Annotated in this window: 17 protein-coding genes and 1 riboswitch; of the genes, 9 read left to right on the forward strand and 8 right to left on the reverse strand. The window is 70.8% G+C overall.

Annotated elements, in window-relative coordinates; all coding sequences use genetic code 11:
- Positions 1–144: 144 nt before the first annotated feature.
- Together thiE and BJ993_RS05065 are read right to left on the reverse strand one after the other, a co-directional pair.
- On the reverse strand, positions 145–762 hold the full coding sequence (gene thiE, locus BJ993_RS05060; protein WP_179647965.1) for a thiamine phosphate synthase: 618 nt from the start codon (positions 760–762) through the stop codon (positions 145–147).
- Positions 753–863, reverse strand: a riboswitch (TPP riboswitch). (Overlaps the previous gene by 10 nt.)
- 3 nt (positions 864–866) lie before the next feature.
- Complete coding sequence (locus BJ993_RS05065) at positions 867–1,952, reverse strand: NAD(P)-binding domain-containing protein (protein ID WP_179647966.1); 1,086 nt, start codon at positions 1,950–1,952, stop codon at positions 867–869.
- A gap of 233 nt (positions 1,953–2,185) precedes the next feature.
- On the opposite strand from BJ993_RS05065, the gene BJ993_RS05070 reads away from it, so the two are divergent.
- The 7 genes from BJ993_RS05070 to BJ993_RS05100 all read left to right on the forward strand — a co-directional run bounded on the left by BJ993_RS05070 (position 2,186) and on the right by BJ993_RS05100 (position 10,239).
- On the forward strand, positions 2,186–3,466 hold the full coding sequence (locus BJ993_RS05070) for a choice-of-anchor P family protein (protein WP_179647967.1): 1,281 nt from the start codon (positions 2,186–2,188) through the stop codon (positions 3,464–3,466).
- A 93-nt stretch (positions 3,467–3,559) separates the two neighbouring features.
- Complete coding sequence (locus BJ993_RS05075; protein WP_179647968.1) at positions 3,560–5,248, forward strand: fumarate hydratase; 1,689 nt, start codon at positions 3,560–3,562, stop codon at positions 5,246–5,248.
- Positions 5,249–5,389: 141 nt separating this feature from the next.
- Positions 5,390–6,235, forward strand: a complete 846-nt coding sequence (locus BJ993_RS05080; RefSeq protein ID WP_179647969.1) for a FlgD immunoglobulin-like domain containing protein — start codon at positions 5,390–5,392, stop codon at positions 6,233–6,235.
- 60 nt (positions 6,236–6,295) lie between these two features.
- Complete coding sequence (locus BJ993_RS05085) at positions 6,296–6,556, forward strand: TFIIB-type zinc ribbon-containing protein (RefSeq protein ID WP_036551130.1); 261 nt, start codon at positions 6,296–6,298, stop codon at positions 6,554–6,556.
- A 2-nt stretch (positions 6,557–6,558) separates the two neighbouring features.
- Positions 6,559–7,485: a serine hydrolase domain-containing protein gene (locus BJ993_RS05090; RefSeq protein ID WP_308645479.1), complete on the forward strand. Its 927-nt coding sequence runs from the start codon at positions 6,559–6,561 to the stop codon at positions 7,483–7,485.
- Between the two features lie 114 nt (positions 7,486–7,599).
- Positions 7,600–8,823: a hypothetical protein gene (locus BJ993_RS05095; protein WP_179647971.1), complete on the forward strand. Its 1,224-nt coding sequence runs from the start codon at positions 7,600–7,602 to the stop codon at positions 8,821–8,823.
- Positions 8,824–8,850: 27 nt separating this feature from the next.
- Entirely contained in the window at positions 8,851–10,239 is a 1,389-nt protein-coding gene (locus BJ993_RS05100; protein ID WP_308645480.1) for a class II fumarate hydratase, read from the forward strand.
- 10 nt (positions 10,240–10,249) lie between these two features.
- Here the strand turns inward: BJ993_RS05100 and BJ993_RS05105 are convergent, their stop codons facing one another.
- The gene (locus BJ993_RS05105) at positions 10,250–10,561 is read right to left on the reverse strand and encodes a GlsB/YeaQ/YmgE family stress response membrane protein (protein ID WP_036551121.1); all 312 of its coding nucleotides are present in this window, start codon (positions 10,559–10,561) and stop codon (positions 10,250–10,252) included.
- Between the two features lie 111 nt (positions 10,562–10,672).
- Between BJ993_RS05105 and BJ993_RS05110 the strand changes: the two genes are divergently transcribed.
- Entirely contained in the window at positions 10,673–12,085 is a 1,413-nt protein-coding gene (locus BJ993_RS05110; RefSeq protein WP_218864611.1) for an acyl-CoA synthetase, read from the forward strand.
- A gap of 60 nt (positions 12,086–12,145) precedes the next feature.
- On the opposite strand, the gene BJ993_RS05115 is transcribed toward BJ993_RS05110, so the two are convergent.
- Complete coding sequence (locus BJ993_RS05115) at positions 12,146–12,703, reverse strand: aggregation-promoting factor C-terminal-like domain-containing protein (protein WP_257026809.1); 558 nt, start codon at positions 12,701–12,703, stop codon at positions 12,146–12,148.
- Between the two features lie 329 nt (positions 12,704–13,032).
- Between BJ993_RS05115 and BJ993_RS05120 the strand changes: the two genes are divergently transcribed.
- Positions 13,033–13,389: a DUF2200 domain-containing protein gene (locus tag BJ993_RS05120; RefSeq protein WP_308645481.1), complete on the forward strand. Its 357-nt coding sequence runs from the start codon at positions 13,033–13,035 to the stop codon at positions 13,387–13,389.
- Between the two features lie 6 nt (positions 13,390–13,395).
- On the opposite strand, the gene phoH2 is transcribed toward BJ993_RS05120, so the two are convergent.
- From phoH2 to fusA, 4 genes are all read right to left on the reverse strand, one after another.
- Positions 13,396–14,727, reverse strand: coding sequence for an RNA 5'-3' helicase PhoH2 (gene phoH2 / locus BJ993_RS05125; protein WP_179647973.1), 1,332 nt, complete (start codon positions 14,725–14,727; stop codon positions 13,396–13,398).
- A gap of 194 nt (positions 14,728–14,921) precedes the next feature.
- On the reverse strand, positions 14,922–15,665 hold the full coding sequence (trmB, locus tag BJ993_RS05130) for a tRNA (guanosine(46)-N7)-methyltransferase TrmB (RefSeq protein WP_179647974.1): 744 nt from the start codon (positions 15,663–15,665) through the stop codon (positions 14,922–14,924).
- Positions 15,666–15,757: 92 nt separating this feature from the next.
- Positions 15,758–16,951 (reverse strand): elongation factor Tu, encoded by a 1,194-nt coding sequence (gene tuf / locus BJ993_RS05135; RefSeq protein WP_036551112.1) that lies wholly within the window; start codon positions 16,949–16,951, stop codon positions 15,758–15,760.
- Between the two features lie 99 nt (positions 16,952–17,050).
- Positions 17,051–19,123: an elongation factor G gene (gene fusA / locus BJ993_RS05140; protein WP_218864918.1), complete on the reverse strand. Its 2,073-nt coding sequence runs from the start codon at positions 19,121–19,123 to the stop codon at positions 17,051–17,053.
- Between the last annotated feature and the right edge of the window lie 81 nt (positions 19,124–19,204).

A 19,204-nucleotide genomic window follows, 5' to 3' on the forward strand; every position in this document is an offset into this window, starting at 1 on the left:
GTCAGCGCCGTCGCGAGCGGCGTTTGCGGCCGATCTGGCAAGGCGGGGACGCGAAGGCATGCTGGATCGCACGTCGAGCGACCCCAACGCAGCCAGATCGAGTCGGAAACGTCGCGCAGCAGGCGGTGGCGTGGGAGACATGGCCTAAGCGACTGCCTGCACGAGCTCCTTCGCTGCTGCCACGGGATCGGGATGTCGCCAGATCGCGCCGATCACGGCCACGCCGTGCGCGCCTGCGGCCCGGGCGCCGGTGGCCGTGGTGGCCGTGAGGCCGCCGATCGCGACGAGCGGGAGGACGCCGGCGGCCTCGCGGACCGCGTCCACGCCCAGTGGGGCGGGCAGCCCCGCCTTGGACGTCGTCGCGAGCAGCGGGCCGAACCCGGCGTAGTCGGCACCGTCCGCGGCGGCCGCCTCCGCACCCGCGCGGGTCCGGCAGGTCGCGCCGACCAGGAGGTGCGGCGCCAGCCGCCGGGCGTCGGCGACCGCGAGGTCCTCGGCGCCGAGGTGGACGCCATCGGCACCAGCGGCGAGGGCGACGTCCAGCCGGTCGTTGACGAGCACCCGGGCGTCGTACGGGCGGACGGCGTCGAGCACCGCACGGCTCAGCGCGACGAGGTCGCGGGTCGTCAGGCCCTTGGCCCGGACCTGGAAGCCGTCCACGCCGGCCCGGGCGAGCGCCGGCAACAGCGACAGGTCGTCGGCATCGGACACGAGGCAGGTCAGCCTCGGCACATCGAGGGGAACAGCACGCAGCACAGTCATCTCATCCGTTCCTTCGCCGGCATGATCCGGATCAGGTGTGACGGTCGGAGCGGCTCCAGCTCCCTCTCAGCCCGCTGCCGCGGACTCCCGTGGGTTGTCGACGATCACGCTAGCGCACGGTCCCCGGCGCGCAACTGCGCGTCCAGGAAGCGGCGGACGGCGAGCGCCGCCGCGCGTCCCGCACGGTTGCCCCCGATCGTGCTCGCGGAGGGCCCGTAGCCGACCAGCTGGACCCGCGGGTCGCGCTCCGCGGTGGTCGCGGTCTGCACGTCGGACCCGCTCTGCAGCAGGGCGATCCCGCCGTGCGGGCTGCGCAGGTGCAGCGGTGCGAGGTGGGCCACCGCGGGCCGGAAGCCGGTGGCCCAGAGGATCACGTCGACCCGCTCGAAGCGGCCGTCGGCCCAGCGGACGCCGTCCGGCTCGATCCGCTCGAACATCGGCAGCCGCCGCTCGTAGGCGCCCAGCCGCGCGGCCTCCTGCTCCTGCGGACGCAGGGCGAGGCCGGTCACGCTGACGACGCTCGCGGGCGGCAGGCCCTGCCGCACCCGCTCCTGCACCATCTCGATCGCATGGCGACCGACGTTCTCGTCGAAGTGCTCGCGCCAGACCGGCGGGCGGCGGGTCGCCCAGAGCACGTCGGTCCGCGGTGCCAGCTCGCCGATGAACTGCACGGCCGAGGCCCCGCCACCGACGACGAGCACCCGCTTGCCGTCGAAGTGCTCCGGCCCCGGGTAGTCGGCGGTGTGCAGCTGCTCGCCGCGGAACTCCCCCGCCCCCGGGTACGACGGCACGAAAGGCTGCGTCCAGGTGCCGGTCGCGTTGACCAGCGTCCGCGTGGTCCACTGCCGCGCGCCGGCGTGCACCACCAGCAGGTCGCCCTCGGAGGTCACCCGGTCCACGCGCACGGGCCGGACGACGGGCAGCCGGTGGTCGGCCTCGTAGCGCGCGAACCAGTCGGCGAGGACCGCGTTCGCCCGGTCGGCCGAGCCGCCGGGGGCGGGCGCGTCGGGCAGGTCGGCGACGCCGTGGACGTCGTTCATCGTGAGCGAGTCCCAGCGGTGCTGCCACGCCCCGCCCGGGCGGGGGTTGGCGTCGAGGACCACGTGGTCGAGGCCGAGCCGGCCGAGGTGGTACGACGCGGACAGGCCGGCCTGGCCTGCCCCGATCACCACGGCGTCGTACACGTGCATGGTGGGAGGAACGCTCGCGAGCGCGAAACACGTCCCGGTACCCACTGCGAGTTTGGTCACCCCTCTCACGCGAGCCGGACGGAGGCGATAGCCTGTCGCCATCTGTGCGTGACCTGCGGGGGGATTGCTCCGTTGATACTGCGGGAACGGCATGGCTTTTACCCCCTCTCGGGGCGGAGCGTGGGTTCTGCCGGGGGACACGACAACGAAAAACACTGTGGGAATGGGGTCCCGTGAACGTCCGTAAGCTCTTGAGCCTGTTCGCCTTCCTGGCGACGGTCTTCGCACTGGTGGCGGTCCCGTCGCCGTCCGCGCAGGCCGCACCGGTCGACGACTGGAATTATTCCGCCAACACCGGCGCCACGTACGTCAAGGCGCTCGGCAGCACCGTCTCGTCCGACCTGACCGCGGCGACCGCGATCAGCGGCGGTCCGGCCCGAACGTCCAGCAACAGCACCGCCGCGGCCAATGTCACCGGCCTGCTGAGCGTCGGCGCCGCCGAGACCAAGACCTGGGCCACCAAGAGCGGTGGCAACATCGAGATCAACTCGTGGGCGCGCGTCGCCGGGGTCAACCTGCTCAACGGCCTGATCAAGATCGACGCCGTCGAGAGCACCGTCACCACGACCGGCAAGCCCGACGGCACCAGCTCCGCAGTGGGCAACCACAAGCTGCTCGGCATCAAGATCCTCGGCGTCAACCTCCCGGTCGACATCCCGAAGAACTACAGCGTCAACATCCCGGGCGTCGCGGCGATCAGCCTCAACGCGACCTTCCACGCCGGCACCTCCGAGCTCGCCGGCACCCGCAGCTGGGCCGTCGCCGTGCAGCTGCTCAAGCCGCGTGACGGCTTCAACGCGGGCACGGTCATCATCGCCAGCCCGGTGAACCACTACCTGCAGGAGGCCGTCCCGGCCGCCAACGCCCCGCGCCTCGGTGGCTTCGCCTACAGCAGCCGCATCCAGGCCAAGGTCGGCACGCAGATCAGCGTCGTCTCCGACCCGACCGCCTACACCGGCACGCCGTTCAACGGCAGCAACGGCACCACGCTGCGCAACTCGACGGCCACGGTGAGCCTCCCGGGCATCGCCACCCTCGGCACGCTGACCTCGACCAGCACGTCGAGCCGTGACTCGACGACCGGCAACGCCGACATCACCAACACCAACAAGACGGTGGGCCTCAACCTCCTCGGCGGCCTGATCAAGGCCGACGCGATCGAGGTCACCGCCAGCGCCAAGCTGGTCGACGGCAAGTGGACGCAGTCCATGAAGATGACGACCGTCAACCTGGTGATCGCCGGCAACGCCATCCCGGTCAACGTCTCGCCCAACACGTCGATCGACGTGGCCGGGCTGGGCAAGGTCGAGCTCAACAAGCAGGGCGTCGACGCCGGCAAGAAGATCAACCGGATCGACGGCCTGCGGATCACGCTCAACACGGCACAGGCGGGTCTCCCCGTGGGCGCCGTGATCGAGTTCGCGATCGCTGCGACGCAGATGACCACCGCCTGACACCGATCAGCAACGACGAGGGCCGGACGCCAGGGGCGCCCGGCCCTCGTCGCATGTCAGGGCAACGCCACGGACGCGATATCCTCGGTGCCCGTGGCTGAAGCAGAGTTCCGGTACTCCGACCTCCTCCCGGCGTCGCACGACGACACCCCCTACCGACTGATCACGACGGAGGGCGTCGAGACCGTCGAGGGCCCGGACGGACAGACCTTCCTCAAGGTCGACCCCGCCGCGATCCAGCGGCTCACCGCAGAGGCGATGCACGACATCAGCCACTACCTGCGCCCCGCGCACCTGAAGCAGCTGCGCAAGATCATCGACGACCCCGAGGCGTCGGGCAACGACCGGTTCGTGGCGCTCGACCTGCTCAAGAACGTCAACATCTCCGCCGGCGGCGTCCTCCCGATGTGCCAGGACACCGGCACCGCCATCGTGATGGGCAAGAAGTCCGAGGGCGTGCTCACCGGCGCCGACGACGGCGAGTGGATCAGCAAGGGCGTGTACGACGCCTACACGAAGCTCAACCTCCGCTACAGCCAGCTCGCCCCGCTGACGACGTACGAGGAGAGGAACACCGGCACCAACCTGCCGGCGCAGATCGAGCTCTACTCGACGCCGTCGAAGGACGGGAAGCCCGAGTACAAGTTCCTCTTCATGGCCAAGGGCGGTGGCTCGGCCAACAAGTCGTTCCTCTTCCAGGAGACGAAGGCCGTCCTCAACCCGAAGCGGATGCTGGAGTTCCTCGACGAGAAGATCCGCTCGCTCGGCACGGCCGCCTGCCCGCCGTACCACCTGGCGGTCGTGATCGGCGGCACCTCCGCCGAGTTCGCGCTCAAGACCGCGAAGTACGCCAGCGCGCACTACCTCGACAACCTGCCCACCGAGGGCTCGATGTCGGCCCACGGCTTCCGCGACCTCGAGCTGGAGGAGGAGGTCTTCAAGCTGACCCAGTCCTTCGGGATCGGTGCGCAGTTCGGCGGCAAGTACTTCTGCCACGACGTCCGCGTCGTCCGCCTCCCCCGCCACGGCGCCTCCTGCCCGGTCGCGATCGCCGTCTCCTGCTCCGCCGACCGGCAGGCGCTCGGCAAGATCACGTCCGAGGGCGTCTTCCTCGAGCAGCTCGAGACCGACCCGGCGCAGTACATGCCCGACGCCGGCGTGGCCGAGGACATCTCGGGCGGCGAGGTCGTGAAGGTCGACCTCAACCGGCCGATGAGCGAGATCTTGGCCCAGCTGTCGTCGTACCCGGTCAAGACGCGGCTCTCCCTCACCGGCCCGCTCGTGGTGGCCCGCGACATCGCGCACGCGAAGATCCAGGAGCGCCTGGACGCCGGCGAGGAGATGCCCGACTACCTCAAGAACCACCCGGTCTACTACGCCGGCCCGGCCAAGACCCCCGAGGGCATGGCCTCCGGCTCCTTCGGTCCCACCACCGCCGGCCGGATGGACTCCTACGTGAAGTCCTTCCAGGCCGCCGGCGGCTCGATGGTCATGCTCGCCAAGGGCAACCGCTCCAAGCAGGTCACCGAGGCGTGCAACGAGTACGGCGGCTTCTACCTCGGCTCGATCGGCGGCCCGGCCGCGCGACTGGCCCAGGACTGCATCAAGAGCCAGGAGGTCATCGAGTACCCCGAGCTCGGCATGGAGGCGGTCTGGAAGATCCAGGTCGAGGACTTCCCGGCGTTCATCGTGGTCGACGACAAGGGCAACGACTTCTTCACCGACCCGAGCGGTGCGGTCACGGTGCCCATCTCGGGCATCCGGGTGCGCTCGGCGGAGTAGCCGGCGGCCGGGGATCCGCGCCGATTCGGCGAAAACGGTCCGTCGGGCTCGCCCGCCGTGCTGTACTCCCGTCTCGGCGCCATCCGGGTGCCGCCGTTTCTCGGAAGGCTGGAGATGCTCGGTCGTACCCTTGTCCTCGCCATGGTCGCTGCGGTCCTGGCGACCCTCGTCGGCGTCGTGCCCGCCCAGGCGGCGCCGCCCGACGTCACCGCCATCACGTCGTCGAACGCGACGATCTACCCGAACATCCGCACCGCCAAGCGGCCCGGGACCACGACGATCACCGTCGTGAGCAACACCGACGATGTGAGCTCGCTGGAGATCCGGGACGCCGCGGACACCCCGGTGCGGACCTTCGACCTCTCCGAGAGCGACACCGTCGCGTGGGGCGGACGTGACACCGCCGGCAACCTGGTGCCGGCCGGGACGTACACCCTCGTCGCGTTCAACGGGACCGAGGCGGCGACCGTGACCGGCACCGTCACCGTCTCCCTGCAGCGCCTCGTCCGCAAGACGTACACCGTGCGCGTCCTGCCCACGTCGCAGTACTGGAAGTACGTCGGCAAGTGCTCGACCCTCCGCAAGCCCTCGCGGCGCGGCTGGGCCGGCTCCTACGGCTACTACGCGAACACGCGCTGCGCCACCCAGACGTGGGATGCCAGCGCGGTGATCACCGTGCACCTCGTCCGGGTCCCCCGGGCCGAGCGCTACGTCGACGCCCGGGTCGACACCTACGGCGGCGCCGCGAAGGCCAAGCCCCGCAGCCGCGGCGGGATCGAGTACTGGAACGAGCCCGGCCAGAAGTGGACTGCATTCCGCTACACCGCCTCCAACGTCGGCTGGCACAACGGCGCCACCGCGGGCGCCGCGGGGCTCGTCGACGGGGAGCGCTACCTCGCCTGGCGCTACATGGCGGCCTACAAGTCCCAGTACGACGTGGCGAAGTTCCGGATCACCGTGCACTACGACGTCCTCAGCGCCAGTTGAGCATCCGCTGGTGGGTTCCCGGACCGGGAACCCACCAGCGGGCCGGTCCGTTCACCAGGCATGCGCTGCCCCGTTGACGAGACCACGCTGGTGATGAGCGAGCGGAACGGCATCGAGATCGACTACTGCCCGCAGTGCCGCGGCGTCTGGCTGGACCGCGGCGAGCTGGACAAGATCATCGACCGCTCCGTCGGCCAGCAGCAGCCGGCCGCCCCGCAGGCCCCGCGCCCGCAGCAGTACGACCGGTACGACGACCGCCGCGACCAGGGCCACTACAAGAAGCGGCGCAAGGAGTCGTGGCTCTCCGAGCTCTTCGACTGAGCGTGGAGGCTCCCGCCCTCGGCGGCCTCCCCTGGGGCGTCGCCGTCGTCGCCTCGGGCGAGACCAGCACGAGGAGCCACCTGCTGCCCGACGACGCGGACGTGGAGATCGGCTCGGTCTCCAAGGGCGTCACCGGACTGCTCTTCCGCGACGCGGTCGAGCGCGGCGAGGTCGCTCCGGAGGACCTCCTCCAGCAGCACCTCCCGCTCGCCGGCTGCCCGGCCGGCGGGGTGACCCTGGGCTCGCTCGCCCAGCACCGGTCCGGACTCCCCCGGCTGCCGAGGATCCCCGGCATGGCCGGCCGCTCGTGGCGCCTGTGGCGCCACGCCGCCAACCCGTACGACGACACCCTGGCCGAGCTGCTGGAGCAGACCCGCGCGACCACGGTCGGCCGGCCGCGGGCGTCGTACTCGAACCTGGGCTTCGAGCTGCTGGGGCATGCCGTGGCTGCGGCGGCGGGGACGACCTACGCCGGCCTCGTGCGCGACCGGCTCGCCGCACCCCTGGGCCTCGGCAGCTGGTACGTCCCCGCGACGCCGGCCGAGCTGTCGCCGCGCGCCCTCGCCGGCACCACGCGCCGGGGCCGGGCAGCCGAGCCGTGGACCGGGGAGGGCCTGGGACCCGCCGGCGGCATCCGGTCGACGCTGGGCGACCTCGCCGCCTTCGCGGCCGCCCTGCTCGACGGCTCCGCCCCCGGAGTGGCCGCGCTCGAGCCGACGGCCTCCTTCGCCGGGCCCGCCGTCCGGATCGGCGACGCGTGGCTCACCACCACGGTGCGCGGGCGCGCGATCACGTGGCACAACGGCGGGACCGGCGGCTGGCGCTCGTTCGTGGGTGTCGACCGGGACGCGGGGCGTGCCGCGGTCGTCGTACGGGCCACGACGAGGTCGGTGGACCGGGTCGGAATGGACCTGCTGGCGCCACGCTGAGGGCCTGGCACCCGTATCGGTCACGCCTTCCACCGAAGATGCCCCGGCCGGGCGGATGCCGACGTACGATCCCTCCGGCGCCGTGGGAGCGCCACGTCTCGGGGAGGGACCTCCATGCGTCGCGCGCTCATCGCCATGCTCATCGCCTGCTCGGCCACGTTCGTCGGGGTCGCTCCGACGCATGCCGCCGGATCCCTCGATGTCGCGGGCTACCTGACCCACTTCATCGGCGCCAATCCGCCGGACGGGCCCAACTTCACCATCGACACGGACCGCGAGGGGCACTGGGTGTTCGACGCGCACGTCGAGAAGGACGGGGTCCCCGTGGCGACGGCCCCGACGGTGCATGCCGAGGGCGAGACGGGCAGCCCGGCCGGCACCTTCGACGTCACCCTGACCTCCGAGGGCCTGACGACCGGTGCCTACGAGCTCGTCGGCACCGTCACGGTCACCGCCTCCGACGGCAGTGGTGACTACACGGGCCCGCTCCACTCCATCCTGGACTCCGGCAAGTCGCCGACCATCACCGTCGACGTCGATGCCCCGGACGGCACGGTCAGCCTGTCGCGCCCGTACTTCCGGCGCAACAGCTCCGGCGAGTACGACCCCGTGTCGGTGACGTCGACCGGCACGGGCACGGACTACCGCTACTTCAGCGTGGTCGACGCCGCTGGCACCGAGGTCAACTTCCGGCCGATCTACTCGTACACCGCGGGCACCTGGTCGGACCTCTACAACGGTCGCGACTCCGACGGCCTCCTCCTGCCCGTCGGTTCGTACACGCTGCGCATCGTCGACGCAGCGAGGAATGTCGGTCCGTCCGTCTCCTTCAAGGTCCAGCAGCTCGTGCTCAGGACATACACCCGGACGGTGAGCGCCACCTCCTCCCGGATCAGCAGCTCGGTCGGCCGTTGCTCGACGCTGCGCTCACCGTCCTCGCACGGGTGGTCGGGCTCGCTCGGCTACTACGCCAACACCCGCTGCCGCTCGACCGCCACCTCTGCGACGACGGTGCTCACCCGCCACCGGGCCAGCCTGCCGTCGGCCGCGAGCTATGTCGACGTGCGCATCGACGCCTCCGGAGGCGCATCGCGTGGGTACGGCACGAGCGTCGGCGCGCTGGTCTACGAGCCCGCGTCCGCCACGGCCGACCCTGCGGCTGTGGTCCGGCTCAGTCGCACGGTCGGTTCCCACGCCGGCGTCCGGGTGGCGGCCAGCAAGGTCGTGCGGTCCGCCAGCGGCAAGAAGTGGGTCCACTGGGACGCCGGCACGGCGTCGTTCAACCACTACGACGTGAAGAGCTTCACGCTCACCGTGCGCTACAAGGTCTGGGTCTGATCCCACCGCCGGAGTAGTTTCGATGACGTGAGCAACGAGGACTTCCGGATCGAGCACGACTCCATGGGCGAGGTCCGGGTCCCGGCCGCGGCCCTCTGGCAGGCGCAGACCCAGCGGGCCGTCGAGAACTTCCCGATCAGCGGCACGCCGATCGAGCCGGCGCTCGTCCACGCGCTCGGCGAGGTGAAGGCGGCCGCGGCGCGCGCCAACGCCGACCTCGGCGTGCTGTCGTCCGACCTGGCCGACGCGATCGCGGACGCTGCCCGTGCGGTGGCGGACGGGACGTACGACGGCGAGTTCCCCATCGACGTCTTCCAGACCGGCTCGGGCACCAGCTCCAACATGAACGCCAACGAGGTGATCGCGACCTTGGCCGCCCGCGCCGGCGTGAGCGTCCACCCCAACGACCACGTCAACGCCAGCCAGTCGAGCAATGACACCTTCCCGACCGCGATCCACGTCGCCGCGACGCTGGCCGTCGTCCGCGACCTGCTGCCGGCGCTCGACGTGCTCGCGACGTCGCTGGAGGCGAAGGCGACCGAGTTCGCCGACCTGGTGAAGTCCGGCCGGACGCACCTCATGGACGCGACGCCGGTGACCCTGGGCCAGGAGTTCGGCGGGTACGCCGCCACGATCCGCTACGGCGCCGAGCGGCTGGAGTCCGTCCTCCCCCGCGTGCGGGAGCTGCCACTGGGCGGGACCGCGGTCGGCACGGGCATCAACACGCCCCCGGGCTTCGCCGCGGCCGCGATCGCCGCGCTCGCCGAGGCCACAGGTCAGGCGTTCACCGAGGCGCGCAACCACTTCGAGGCGCAGGGCACGCGCGACTCCCTCGTCGAGCTCAGCGGCGTGCTGCGCACGATCGCGGTCGGCCTCACCAAGATCTGCAACGACCTGCGCTGGATGGGCTCCGGCCCGACGACCGGCCTGGCCGAGATCCACCTGCCCGACCTGCAGCCGGGCTCCTCGATCATGCCGGGCAAGGTCAACCCGGTGCTCCCCGAGGCGACGCTGATGGTCTGCATGCAGGTCATCGGCAACGACGCCGCCGTCACCGCGGCGGGCGCCAGCGGCAGCTTCGAGCTCAACGTCGCGATGCCGGTGATCGCCCGCAACCTGCTGGAGTCGGTCCGCCTGCTGTCGACGTCGACGACCACGCTCGCGCGGCGCTGCATCGACGGCATCACGGCCGACGCCGAGCGGATGCACCGCTACGCGGCGTCGTCGCCGTCCGTCGTCACCCCGCTCAACCGCCACATCGGCTACGAGGCGGCCGCCAAGGTCGCCAAGCAGGCGCTCGCGACCGGCACGACCATCCGCGAGACCGTCCTGGCGCTCGGGTACGTCGAGCGCGGCGAGCTCACCCTCGAGGAGCTCGACGCCGCGCTCGACCTCGCCGCGATGACGCGACCCTGAACCAGCCGGCTCAGGCCTTCTTGCGGCCGGTCAGCGCGGCCGCGACGATCACCGCCACCGCCGCGACGCCGACCTGCCACGCGTGGCGCAGCCAGTCGATCCCGTTCGTGGCGTTGTCCCACGTCGCCTCGTGGTTGTCGAAGTCGCCGTTGTTGCTGCCGAACAGGCCCCAGTAGATGAAGCTGCCGACCAGCATGCCGACGATGCCGCACACGATCGTCAGCCACAGCGGGAACTTCGTCCGGTCACCCGGCGCGACGGCCTTGCCGAGCAGGCCGATGACGGCGCCGCCGACGATGGTCACGATGATGGTCCAGAGCATGACGGGCTCCTTCGGTCGTGCGGGACACCCGAGCCCCGCCCATGCAGGCATCATGCACCCGCAGGCACCCCGCATCGGGGACCCCGGCACCGGATCCGGGAGGATGCGGGTGTGGCCGAGCTCCTGACCGCCCTCGTCGACGGCACCGGGCGTCCCGTCTCCGTCGACGGTACGACGCTCACCGCGCCCGAGCTCCTCGGCGCCGCAGCCGCCCTGGGCGCACCGCTGGCCGGCCGCGTCCGGGTCGCCGTGCACGCCACGCCCACCATGGACACCGTCGTGGCCGTCGTGGGTGCGCTGCTGGCCGGAGCGACGGTCGTGCCGGTCCCGCCCGACTCGGGGGCGGCCGAGCTGCGCCACCTGCTCGGCGACAGCGCCCCCGAGTGCTGGCTCGGCGCCGCCCCTCCGGACCCGCACGGGATCGAGCACCTGCCGGTCGACCTGACCGCCCGGGCGTCGTACACGCCGGCGGGGGTGGCCGAGGACGCGCCGGCCTTCGTGCTCTACACCTCGGGGACGACCGGCCTGCCCAAGGGCGTGCTGCTCCCCCGCTCCGCGCTGGCCGCCGGCCTCGACGGGCTCGCCGACGCCTGGTCGTGGACGGCCGAGGACGTGCTCGCCCACGGCCTGCCGCTCTTCCACGTGCACGGCCTCGTGCTGGGCGTCCTGGGGCCCCTGCGCACCGGCAGCGGCCTGGTGCACACCGGCCGGCCCACGCCGGAGCGGTACGCCGACGCCGCGCGCGCCGGGGCCACGCTGTTCTTCGGGGTGCCGACCGTGTGGAGCCGCCTCGTCGAGGCGCCCGAGCACGCGGCTGCCCTGCGCGAGGCCCGGCTGCTCGTCTCGGGCAGTGCCGCCCTGCCGGTCCCCGTGTTCGAGCGCCTGCGGGAGCTGACCGGGCACGACCCCGTCGAGCGCTACGGCATGAGCGAGACCCTGATCACCGTCGCCACCCGCGCCGACGGCGTCCGGCAGGCCGGCTGGGTCGGCGTCCCCATCACCGGCGTCGAGACCCGGCTGCGCGACGAGGACGGCGCGCCGGTGCCCCACGACGGCGAATCCGTGGGCAGCCTCGAGGTCCGTGGCCCGACGCTCTTCGCCGGCTACCTCAACCGCGCGGAGGCCACCGCCGAGGTGTGGACCGAGGACGGCTGGTTCCGCACCGGTGACGTCGCCTGCATCACCCCTGACGGGCGCCACCGGATCGTCGGCCGGGCGTCGGTCGACCTGATCAAGTCCGGCGGCTACCGGATCGGCGCGGGCGAGATCGAGTCCACCCTCCTCGGCCACCGCGCCGTCGCCGAGTGCGCCGTCGTCGGCGCCCCGGACGAGGACCTGGGCCAGCGGATCGTCGCGTACGTCGTCCCCCGCTCCGACGTCGCCGACGAGGACGCGCTGGGCGCCGAGCTCACCGCCTGGGTCGGCGCGGAGCTGTCCGCGCACAAGCGCCCGCGCGAGGTGCGCTTCGTCGCCTCGCTCCCCCGCAACGAGATGGGGAAGGTGCAGAAGTCACGGCTGGCCTGAGACGGTCGGCCGTCGCGCGAGGCGACGGTCCTGCCGCCAGCGGGCGCTCGCGCGGTCCGGCTAGTACCAGCCGTGGGACTCGCTGTGGCCCCAGGCGCTGCACGGGCTGCCGTAGCGGCTCTGGATGTAGCCCAGGCCCCAGCGGATCTGCGTCGCGGGGTTGGTGGCCCAGTCGGAGCCGGCCGACGACATCTTGGAGCCCGGGAGGGCCTGCGGGATGCCGTACGCGCTCGAGCTGGGGTTGTCGGCGTTGACCCGCCAGCCGGACTCGCGGGTCCACAGCGAGTCGAGGCAGCCGAACTGGTCAGAGGAGAAGCCGAACTCCGACAGCAGGGCGCGAGCGATGTCGCGCGGGTCGGAGTCGGAGAGCCGGCGCTCGTCGGTCATCGCGGAGCCCGCGGACTCGTCGAGGGTGGCCGTCTTGACCGGGTCGGCCTCGGGCCGGCGGTCCGAGCGGGACAGCACGGGCTCGCGGCTCTCCGCGGCGACGGTCGGCTGGACCGTCCCGGCGCCGCTCAGCGCATCGATGTCGGCGCTGGCCGTGGAGGCGGGGACGTCGTTCCCGACGACTCCCGCGGCCACCGACACCCCGGTGACGGCGACGGCGACCGACGACATGACGACGACGTTGCGGGCTGCCTTGCGAGGTGCTTCGGCGAGGTGGGCATGCTTCGGCTTTCCGCGGTGCTTGGGCGCAGGCCCTTTCCCGTGGCTCGGTGCGTGCTTCGTCAAAATTCTCGACTTCGGGCTCGACGGCAGGACGCTGGTCGCCGCCCGATCGGGCCCGACACCGTTGTCATCACCGCCGGCGACCAGCGACCACCATGCCTGACGGCCGCGGCAGGTGCAAACCGAACCGCACAGGCGCACCGCCCGGTTTCGGCCGGCTCCGTCACGCTGGTCCCAGCAGTCACACGAGCCCCAGCACCGGCACCTACAGTGAGGAGGTGCACCGGATCTTCACGACCAGCGTCGCGTCCGTCTACCCCCACTACGTCACCAAGGTGGAGCGGAAGGGCCGCTCGAAGGCCGAGCTCGACGAGACCATCCGCTGGCTGACCGGCTTCAGCCAGGCCGAGCTGGAGGCGCACCTCGACGCGGGTACGACGTTCGCGGACTTCTTCGACGCCGCCGAGCTCACGCCACAGGCGTCGCTGATCACGGGCACCGTGTGCGGCATCCGGGTCGAGGAGGTGGAGGACCCGCTGATGCGCAGGATCCGCTACCTCGACAAGCTGGTCGACGAGCTGGCGAAGGGCAAGGCGCTCGAGAAGGTCCTCCGCCAGCCCGCCGACCACGGGTGAGGGGCGTCAGACGACGACGTTCTCCAGCATCTCGGTGACGAGCGCGGCGATCGGCGAGCGCTCGGAGCGGGTCAGCGTGACGTGCGAGAACAGCGGGTGGCCCTTGAGCTTCTCGACGACCGCGACGATGCCGTCGTGGCGGCCGACCCGCAGGTTGTCGCGCTGGGCGACGTCGTGGGTGAGCACGACCTTCGAGTTGGCGCCGATCCGGGAGAGCACCGTCAGCAGCACGTTGCGCTCGAGCGACTGCGCCTCGTCGACGATCACGAAGGAGTCGTGCAACGAGCGGCCGCGGATGTGGGTCAGCGGCAGCACCTCGAGCATCCCCCGGTCCAGGATCTCGTCGACCACGTCGCGCGAGGTCAGGGCGCCGAGGGTGTCGAAGACCGCCTGGCCCCAGGGCGACATCTTCTCCGACTCCGAGCCGGGCAGGTAGCCGAGCTCCTGGCCGCCGACGGCGAAGAGCGGACGGAAGACGACGACCTTCTTGTGCTGCTGGCGCTCCATGACCGCCTCCAGCCCGGCACACAGCGCCAGGGCGGACTTGCCGGTGCCGGCACGCCCGCCGAGGGACACGATGCCCACGTCGGGGTCGAGCAGCAGCTCCAGCGCGATGCGCTGCTCGGCGCTGCGGCCGTGGATGCCGAACGCCTCGCGGTCGCCGCGGACCAGGTGCACCTGCTTGTCCGGTCCGACCCGGCCGAGCGCGGTGCCCCGGTCGGACAGCATCACCAGGCCGGTGTGGCACGGCAGCTCACGCGCCTCGGGAAGGTCGAGCGTCCCGTCGTCGTACAGCTCGTCGAGGTCGGTGGCCGCGACCTCGATCTCGGCCATGCCGGAGTAGCCGGTGTCCGAGTCGCTGATCGCCTCCCCGCGGTACTCCTGGGCGTCCAGGCCGACCGCCGAGGCCTTGATCCGCATCGGGAGATCCTTGGACACCAGGGTCACCTGGTGTCCCTCGTCGGCCAGGTTGCGCGCGACCGCGAGGATGCGGGTGTCGTTGTCGCCGAGCCGGAAGCCGGAGGGCAGCGAGGCGGCGTCGGTGTGGTTGAGCTCGACGCGGACCGTGCCCCCGTCCTCACCCACGGGGACGGGCGTGTCGAGGCGGCCGTGGCTGACCCGCATCTCGTCGAGCATCCGCAGGGCGCTGCGCGCGAAGTACCCCAGCTCGGGGTGGTGCCGCTTGCCCTCCAGCTCGGTGATCACGACGACCGGAAGGACGACCTCGTGCTCCTCGAACCGGCGCAGTGCGGCCGGGTCGGCGAGCAGGACGCTCGTGTCGAGGACGTAGGTACGGCGCTGCGTGCTGGTCTGTGCCCCATCGTGACTGGATCCCACGACTCACCTCACCGGACCGCGCGCACCCACCAGGGCCGCCCCGGCCCTATTCCTTGTGGATGGACCGGGCTGCGCAGTCGTGAATCGTCACGTCGGGCCTCCCGATGTGGCCGGCTTCCCCACCTGCCACTGATCGGAAAGTACGCCCGGGGGATGTCCGTTTCGCGCGCCACGCCGGTGCGCGAACGTTAATGTCAGGTGACGCGACGGTAGGCCAGGTCGGTGATCGTGCGCTCCTTCGCGATGCCCTTGCGCTCGAACTTGGTGACCGGCCGCTCGGCCCAGCGCTCGACGACACCACCCTCGACCAGCGGCTCGGCGTCGAGCACCTCCACCATCTGCTCGGCGTAGTCGGCCCAGTCCGTCGCGAGCCGCCACAGGCCACCCGGCACGAGCCGCGTGGCCACCAGGCGCGCGTACTCCGGGACGACGAGCCGCCGCTTGTGGTGGCGGGTCTTGTGCCAGGGGTCCGGGAAGAAGGTCCACAGCTCGCTGATGCTGCCCTCGGCCAGCAGGTTCTCCAGCGTCCACACGGCGTCCACGCCGCAGAAGCGGACGTTGTCGGCGCCCGCCTCGGCGACCCGCCCGAGGCTCTCGGCGACACCCGGGCGCCACACCTCCAGCGAGAGGACGTTGTACGACGGCCGGGCGGCCGCCAGGGCCGCGGTCGCCTCGCCGACGCCGCCGCCGATCTCGACGATGAGCGGGGCCTCCCGCCCGAACCACGTGGTCCAGCTGAACCCCGGCTCGTCGACCGCCTCGTCCGGCACGACCCACCGCTCGGCGTACTCGTCCCAGGCAGCCTGCTGCTTCGGCGAGAACCGGCTCCCCCGCCGCGCGTAGGTCAGCACCTCCCGCACCCGCCGCCCGTCCTCGGTCAGCTTGTGGTGCGGTCGGGCCGGGCGTACGCCGCCCGCGTGGTCCTGCTCGTCGTTCACGCCGACATTCTCCCGGCTGGGAGCGTGCGGGCAGAAATGCAGGAAGCCCCCTGCTGCCGAAGCAGCAGGGGGCTTCCCCGAAGCAGGTCAGATCACTTGGTGATCTTCGTGACCCGGCCGGCGCCGACGGTGCGGCCACCCTCACGGATCGCGAACTTCAGACCCTCGTCCATGGCGATCGGCTGGATGAGCTCGACCGTCATGTCCGTGTTGTCGCCCGGCATGACCATCTCGGTGCCCTCGGGAAGGGTCACGACGCCGGTCACGTCGGTGGTCCGGAAGTAGAACTGCGGACGGTAGTTGTTGAAGAACGGCGTGTGACGGCCGCCCTCCTCCTTCGAGAGGATGTAGACGCTGGCCTCGAAGTTGGTGTGCGGGGTGGTGGTCCCCGGCTTCACCACGACCATGCCGCGCTCGACGTCCTCGCGCTTGGTGCCGCGGAGCAGCAGACCGACGTTCTCACCGGCCTGGCCCTCGTCGAGCAGCTTGCGGAACATCTCGACACCGGTGACGGTGGTCTTGATCGCGGTGTCGCGGATGCCGATGATCTCGACCTCCTCGTTCACCTTGACGATGCCGCGCTCGATACGGCCGGTGATGACGGTGCCACGACCGGTGATCGTGAAGACGTCCTCGACGGGCATGAGGAACGGCTTGTCGACCTCACGCTCGGGCTGCGGGATGTACTCGTCGACGGCCGACATGAGCTCGGCAACCGACTCGCCCCACTTGGCGTCGCCGTTGAGGGCCGGGAAGGCCGCAACGCGCACGACCGGGACGTCGTCGCCCGGGAACTCGTACTCGTTGAGGAGCTCGCGCACCTCCATCTCGACGAGCTCGATGAGCTCCTCGTCGTCGACCATGTCGCACTTGTTGAGCGCGACGACCAGGGCGGGCACGCCGACCTGGCGGGCGAGCAGCACGTGCTCGCGGGTCTGCGGCATCGGGCCGTCGGTCGCGGCGACCACCAGGATCGCGCCGTCCATCTGGGCAGCACCGGTGATCATGTTCTTGATGTAGTCGGCGTGACCGGGGCAGTCGACGTGCGCGTAGTGGCGCGCCTCGGTCTGGTACTCGATGTGCGCGATCGAGATCGTGATGCCGCGCTGACGCTCCTCGGGAGCCTTGTCGATCTGGTCGAACGGCGAGGCCTCGTTGAGGTCCGGGTACTTGTCGTGCAGCACCTTCGAGATCGCCGCGGTCAGCGTCGTCTTGCCGTGGTCGATGTGACCGATCGTGCCGATGTTCACGTGCGGCTTGTTCCGCTCGAACTTCGCCTTAGCCACTGGGGGCTCCTCCTGATGTGTTGTTACTTGACTCGTACTGAAGGGGTGGTGCGCCGAGGGTCTGCGTCGAGATCCCCCATGGGTCGATGACCCAGGGGACTACTCGCCGCGCGCCTTCTTGATGATCTCGTCGGCGATGTTCGTGGGAACCTCGGCGTACGAGTCGAACTCCATCGAGTACGACGCCTGACCAGAGGTCTTGGACCTCAGGTCGCCAACGTACCCGAACATCTCGGACAGCGGCACGAGGGCGGACACGACGATGTCGCCGTGACGCTCCTCCTGCGCGCGGATCTGACCGCGACGGCTGTTGATGTCACCGATGACCGTGCCGAGGAAGTCCTCGGGCGTGGTGACCTCGACGGCGAACATCGGCTCGAGGAGGCACGGGTTCGCCTTGCGGGCGGCCTCCTTGAACGACTGGATGCCGGCGATCTTGAACGCGAGCTCGGACGAGTCGACGTCGTGGTAGGCGCCGTCCTCGAGGGTGAACTTCACGTCGACCATCGGGTAGCCGGCGAGGACGCCGAACTCCATGGCCTCCTGGCCGCCGTTGTCGACGGACGGGATGTACTCGCGCGGGACGCGACCACCGGTGACGTTGTTGACGAACTCGTAGCCCGCACCGAGACCGGTCTCGGGGTCGATGTTCGGCTCCAGCGAGATGACGACCTTCGCGAACTGGCCCGACCCACCGGTCTGCTTCTTGTGGGTGTAGCTGTGGTTCGAGACGGTGCCGCGGATGGTCTCGCGGTAGGCGACCTGCGGCTTGCCGACGGTCGCCTCGACCTTGAACTCGCGCTTCATCCGGTCGACGAGGATCTCCAGGTGGAGCTCGCCCATGCCGGAGATGATGGTCTGGCCGGTCTCCTCGTCGGTCTTGACGACGAAGGTCGGGTCCTCCTCGGCGAGACGGCCGATGGCGACGCCGAGCTTCTCCTGGTCGGCCTTCGTCTTCGGCTCGATGGCGACCGAGATCACCGGCGCCGGGAAGGTCATCGACTCCAGCACGACCGGCTTGGCCGTGTCGGAGAGGGTGTGACCGGTCCGGGTGTCCTTGAGGCCCATGACGGCGACGATCTGGCCGGCGCCGACCGACGCGATCTCCTCACGCTTGTTGGCGTGCATCTGGTAGACCTTGCCGATCCGCTCCTTGCGGCCGTTGCTCGCGTTGAGCACGGTCGCGCCGGCCTCGAGCTTGCCCGAGTAGACGCGGACGAAGGTCAGCTTGCCCAGGTGCGGGTCGGCGGCGATCTTGAACGCGAGCGCGGACAGCGGCTCCTCGCTGGAGGGCTTGCGCGAGATCTCGTTCTCCTCGGTCTCCTCGGCACCCGGCTTGTGGCCGACGATGGCGTCCACGTCGAGCGGCGAGGGGAGGTAGTCGACGATCGCGTCGAGCAGGGGCTGCACGCCCTTGTTCTTGAACGCGGTGCCGGTGAGGATCGGGTTGACCTTGTCGGCCAGGGTCGCGCGACGGATGGCGGCCTTGAGGGTCGGCACGTCGAACGTGTCGCCGTCCTCGAGGTAGACCTCCATGATGTCGTCGTCGGCCTCGGCGAGGGTCTCGACGAGCTTCTCGCGGTACTCGGCGGCCTTGTCGGCGAGGTCGGCGGGGATCTCCTCGACGACGTAGTCCTCGCCCTGGGCGGTCTCGCCGCGCCAGACCTTGGCGTTCATCTCGACCAGGTCGACGACGCCGATGAAGTCGCCCTCGGCACCGATCGGGATCTGGAGGACCAGCGGGGTCGAGTTGAGCTTCTGCACGATCGAGTCGACGACGCGGTAGAAGTCCGCACCGGTCCGGTCGAGCTTGTTGACGAAGCACATCCGCGGGACGGCGTACTTGTTGGCCTGGCGCCACACGGTCTGCGACTGGGGCTCCACGCCGGCGACACCGTCGAAGACCGCGACGGCACCGTCGAGGACGCGCAGCGAGCGCTCGACCTCGACCGTGAAGTCCACGTGGCCCGGGGTGTCGATGATGTTGATCTGGTGCTTCTTCCACCAGCAGGTCGTCGCGGCCGACGTGATCGTGATGCCGCGCTCCTGCTCCTGCTCCATCCAGTCCATCGTGGCAGCGCCGTCGTGGACCTCACCGATCTTGTAGGAGATGCCGGTATAGAACAGGATGCGCTCGGTGGTGGTGGTCTTGCCGGCGTCGATGTGCGCCATGATGCCGATGTTGCGGACGACGTTCAGGTCCGTCGTGATGTCGACTGCCACGTGAGTCAGCGTTCCTTAGGTAAGGGGATG

It is taken from the genome of Nocardioides aromaticivorans, assembly GCF_013408525.1.
GTDB classification, from domain to species: Bacteria; Actinomycetota; Actinomycetes; order Propionibacteriales; family Nocardioidaceae; genus Nocardioides; species Nocardioides aromaticivorans.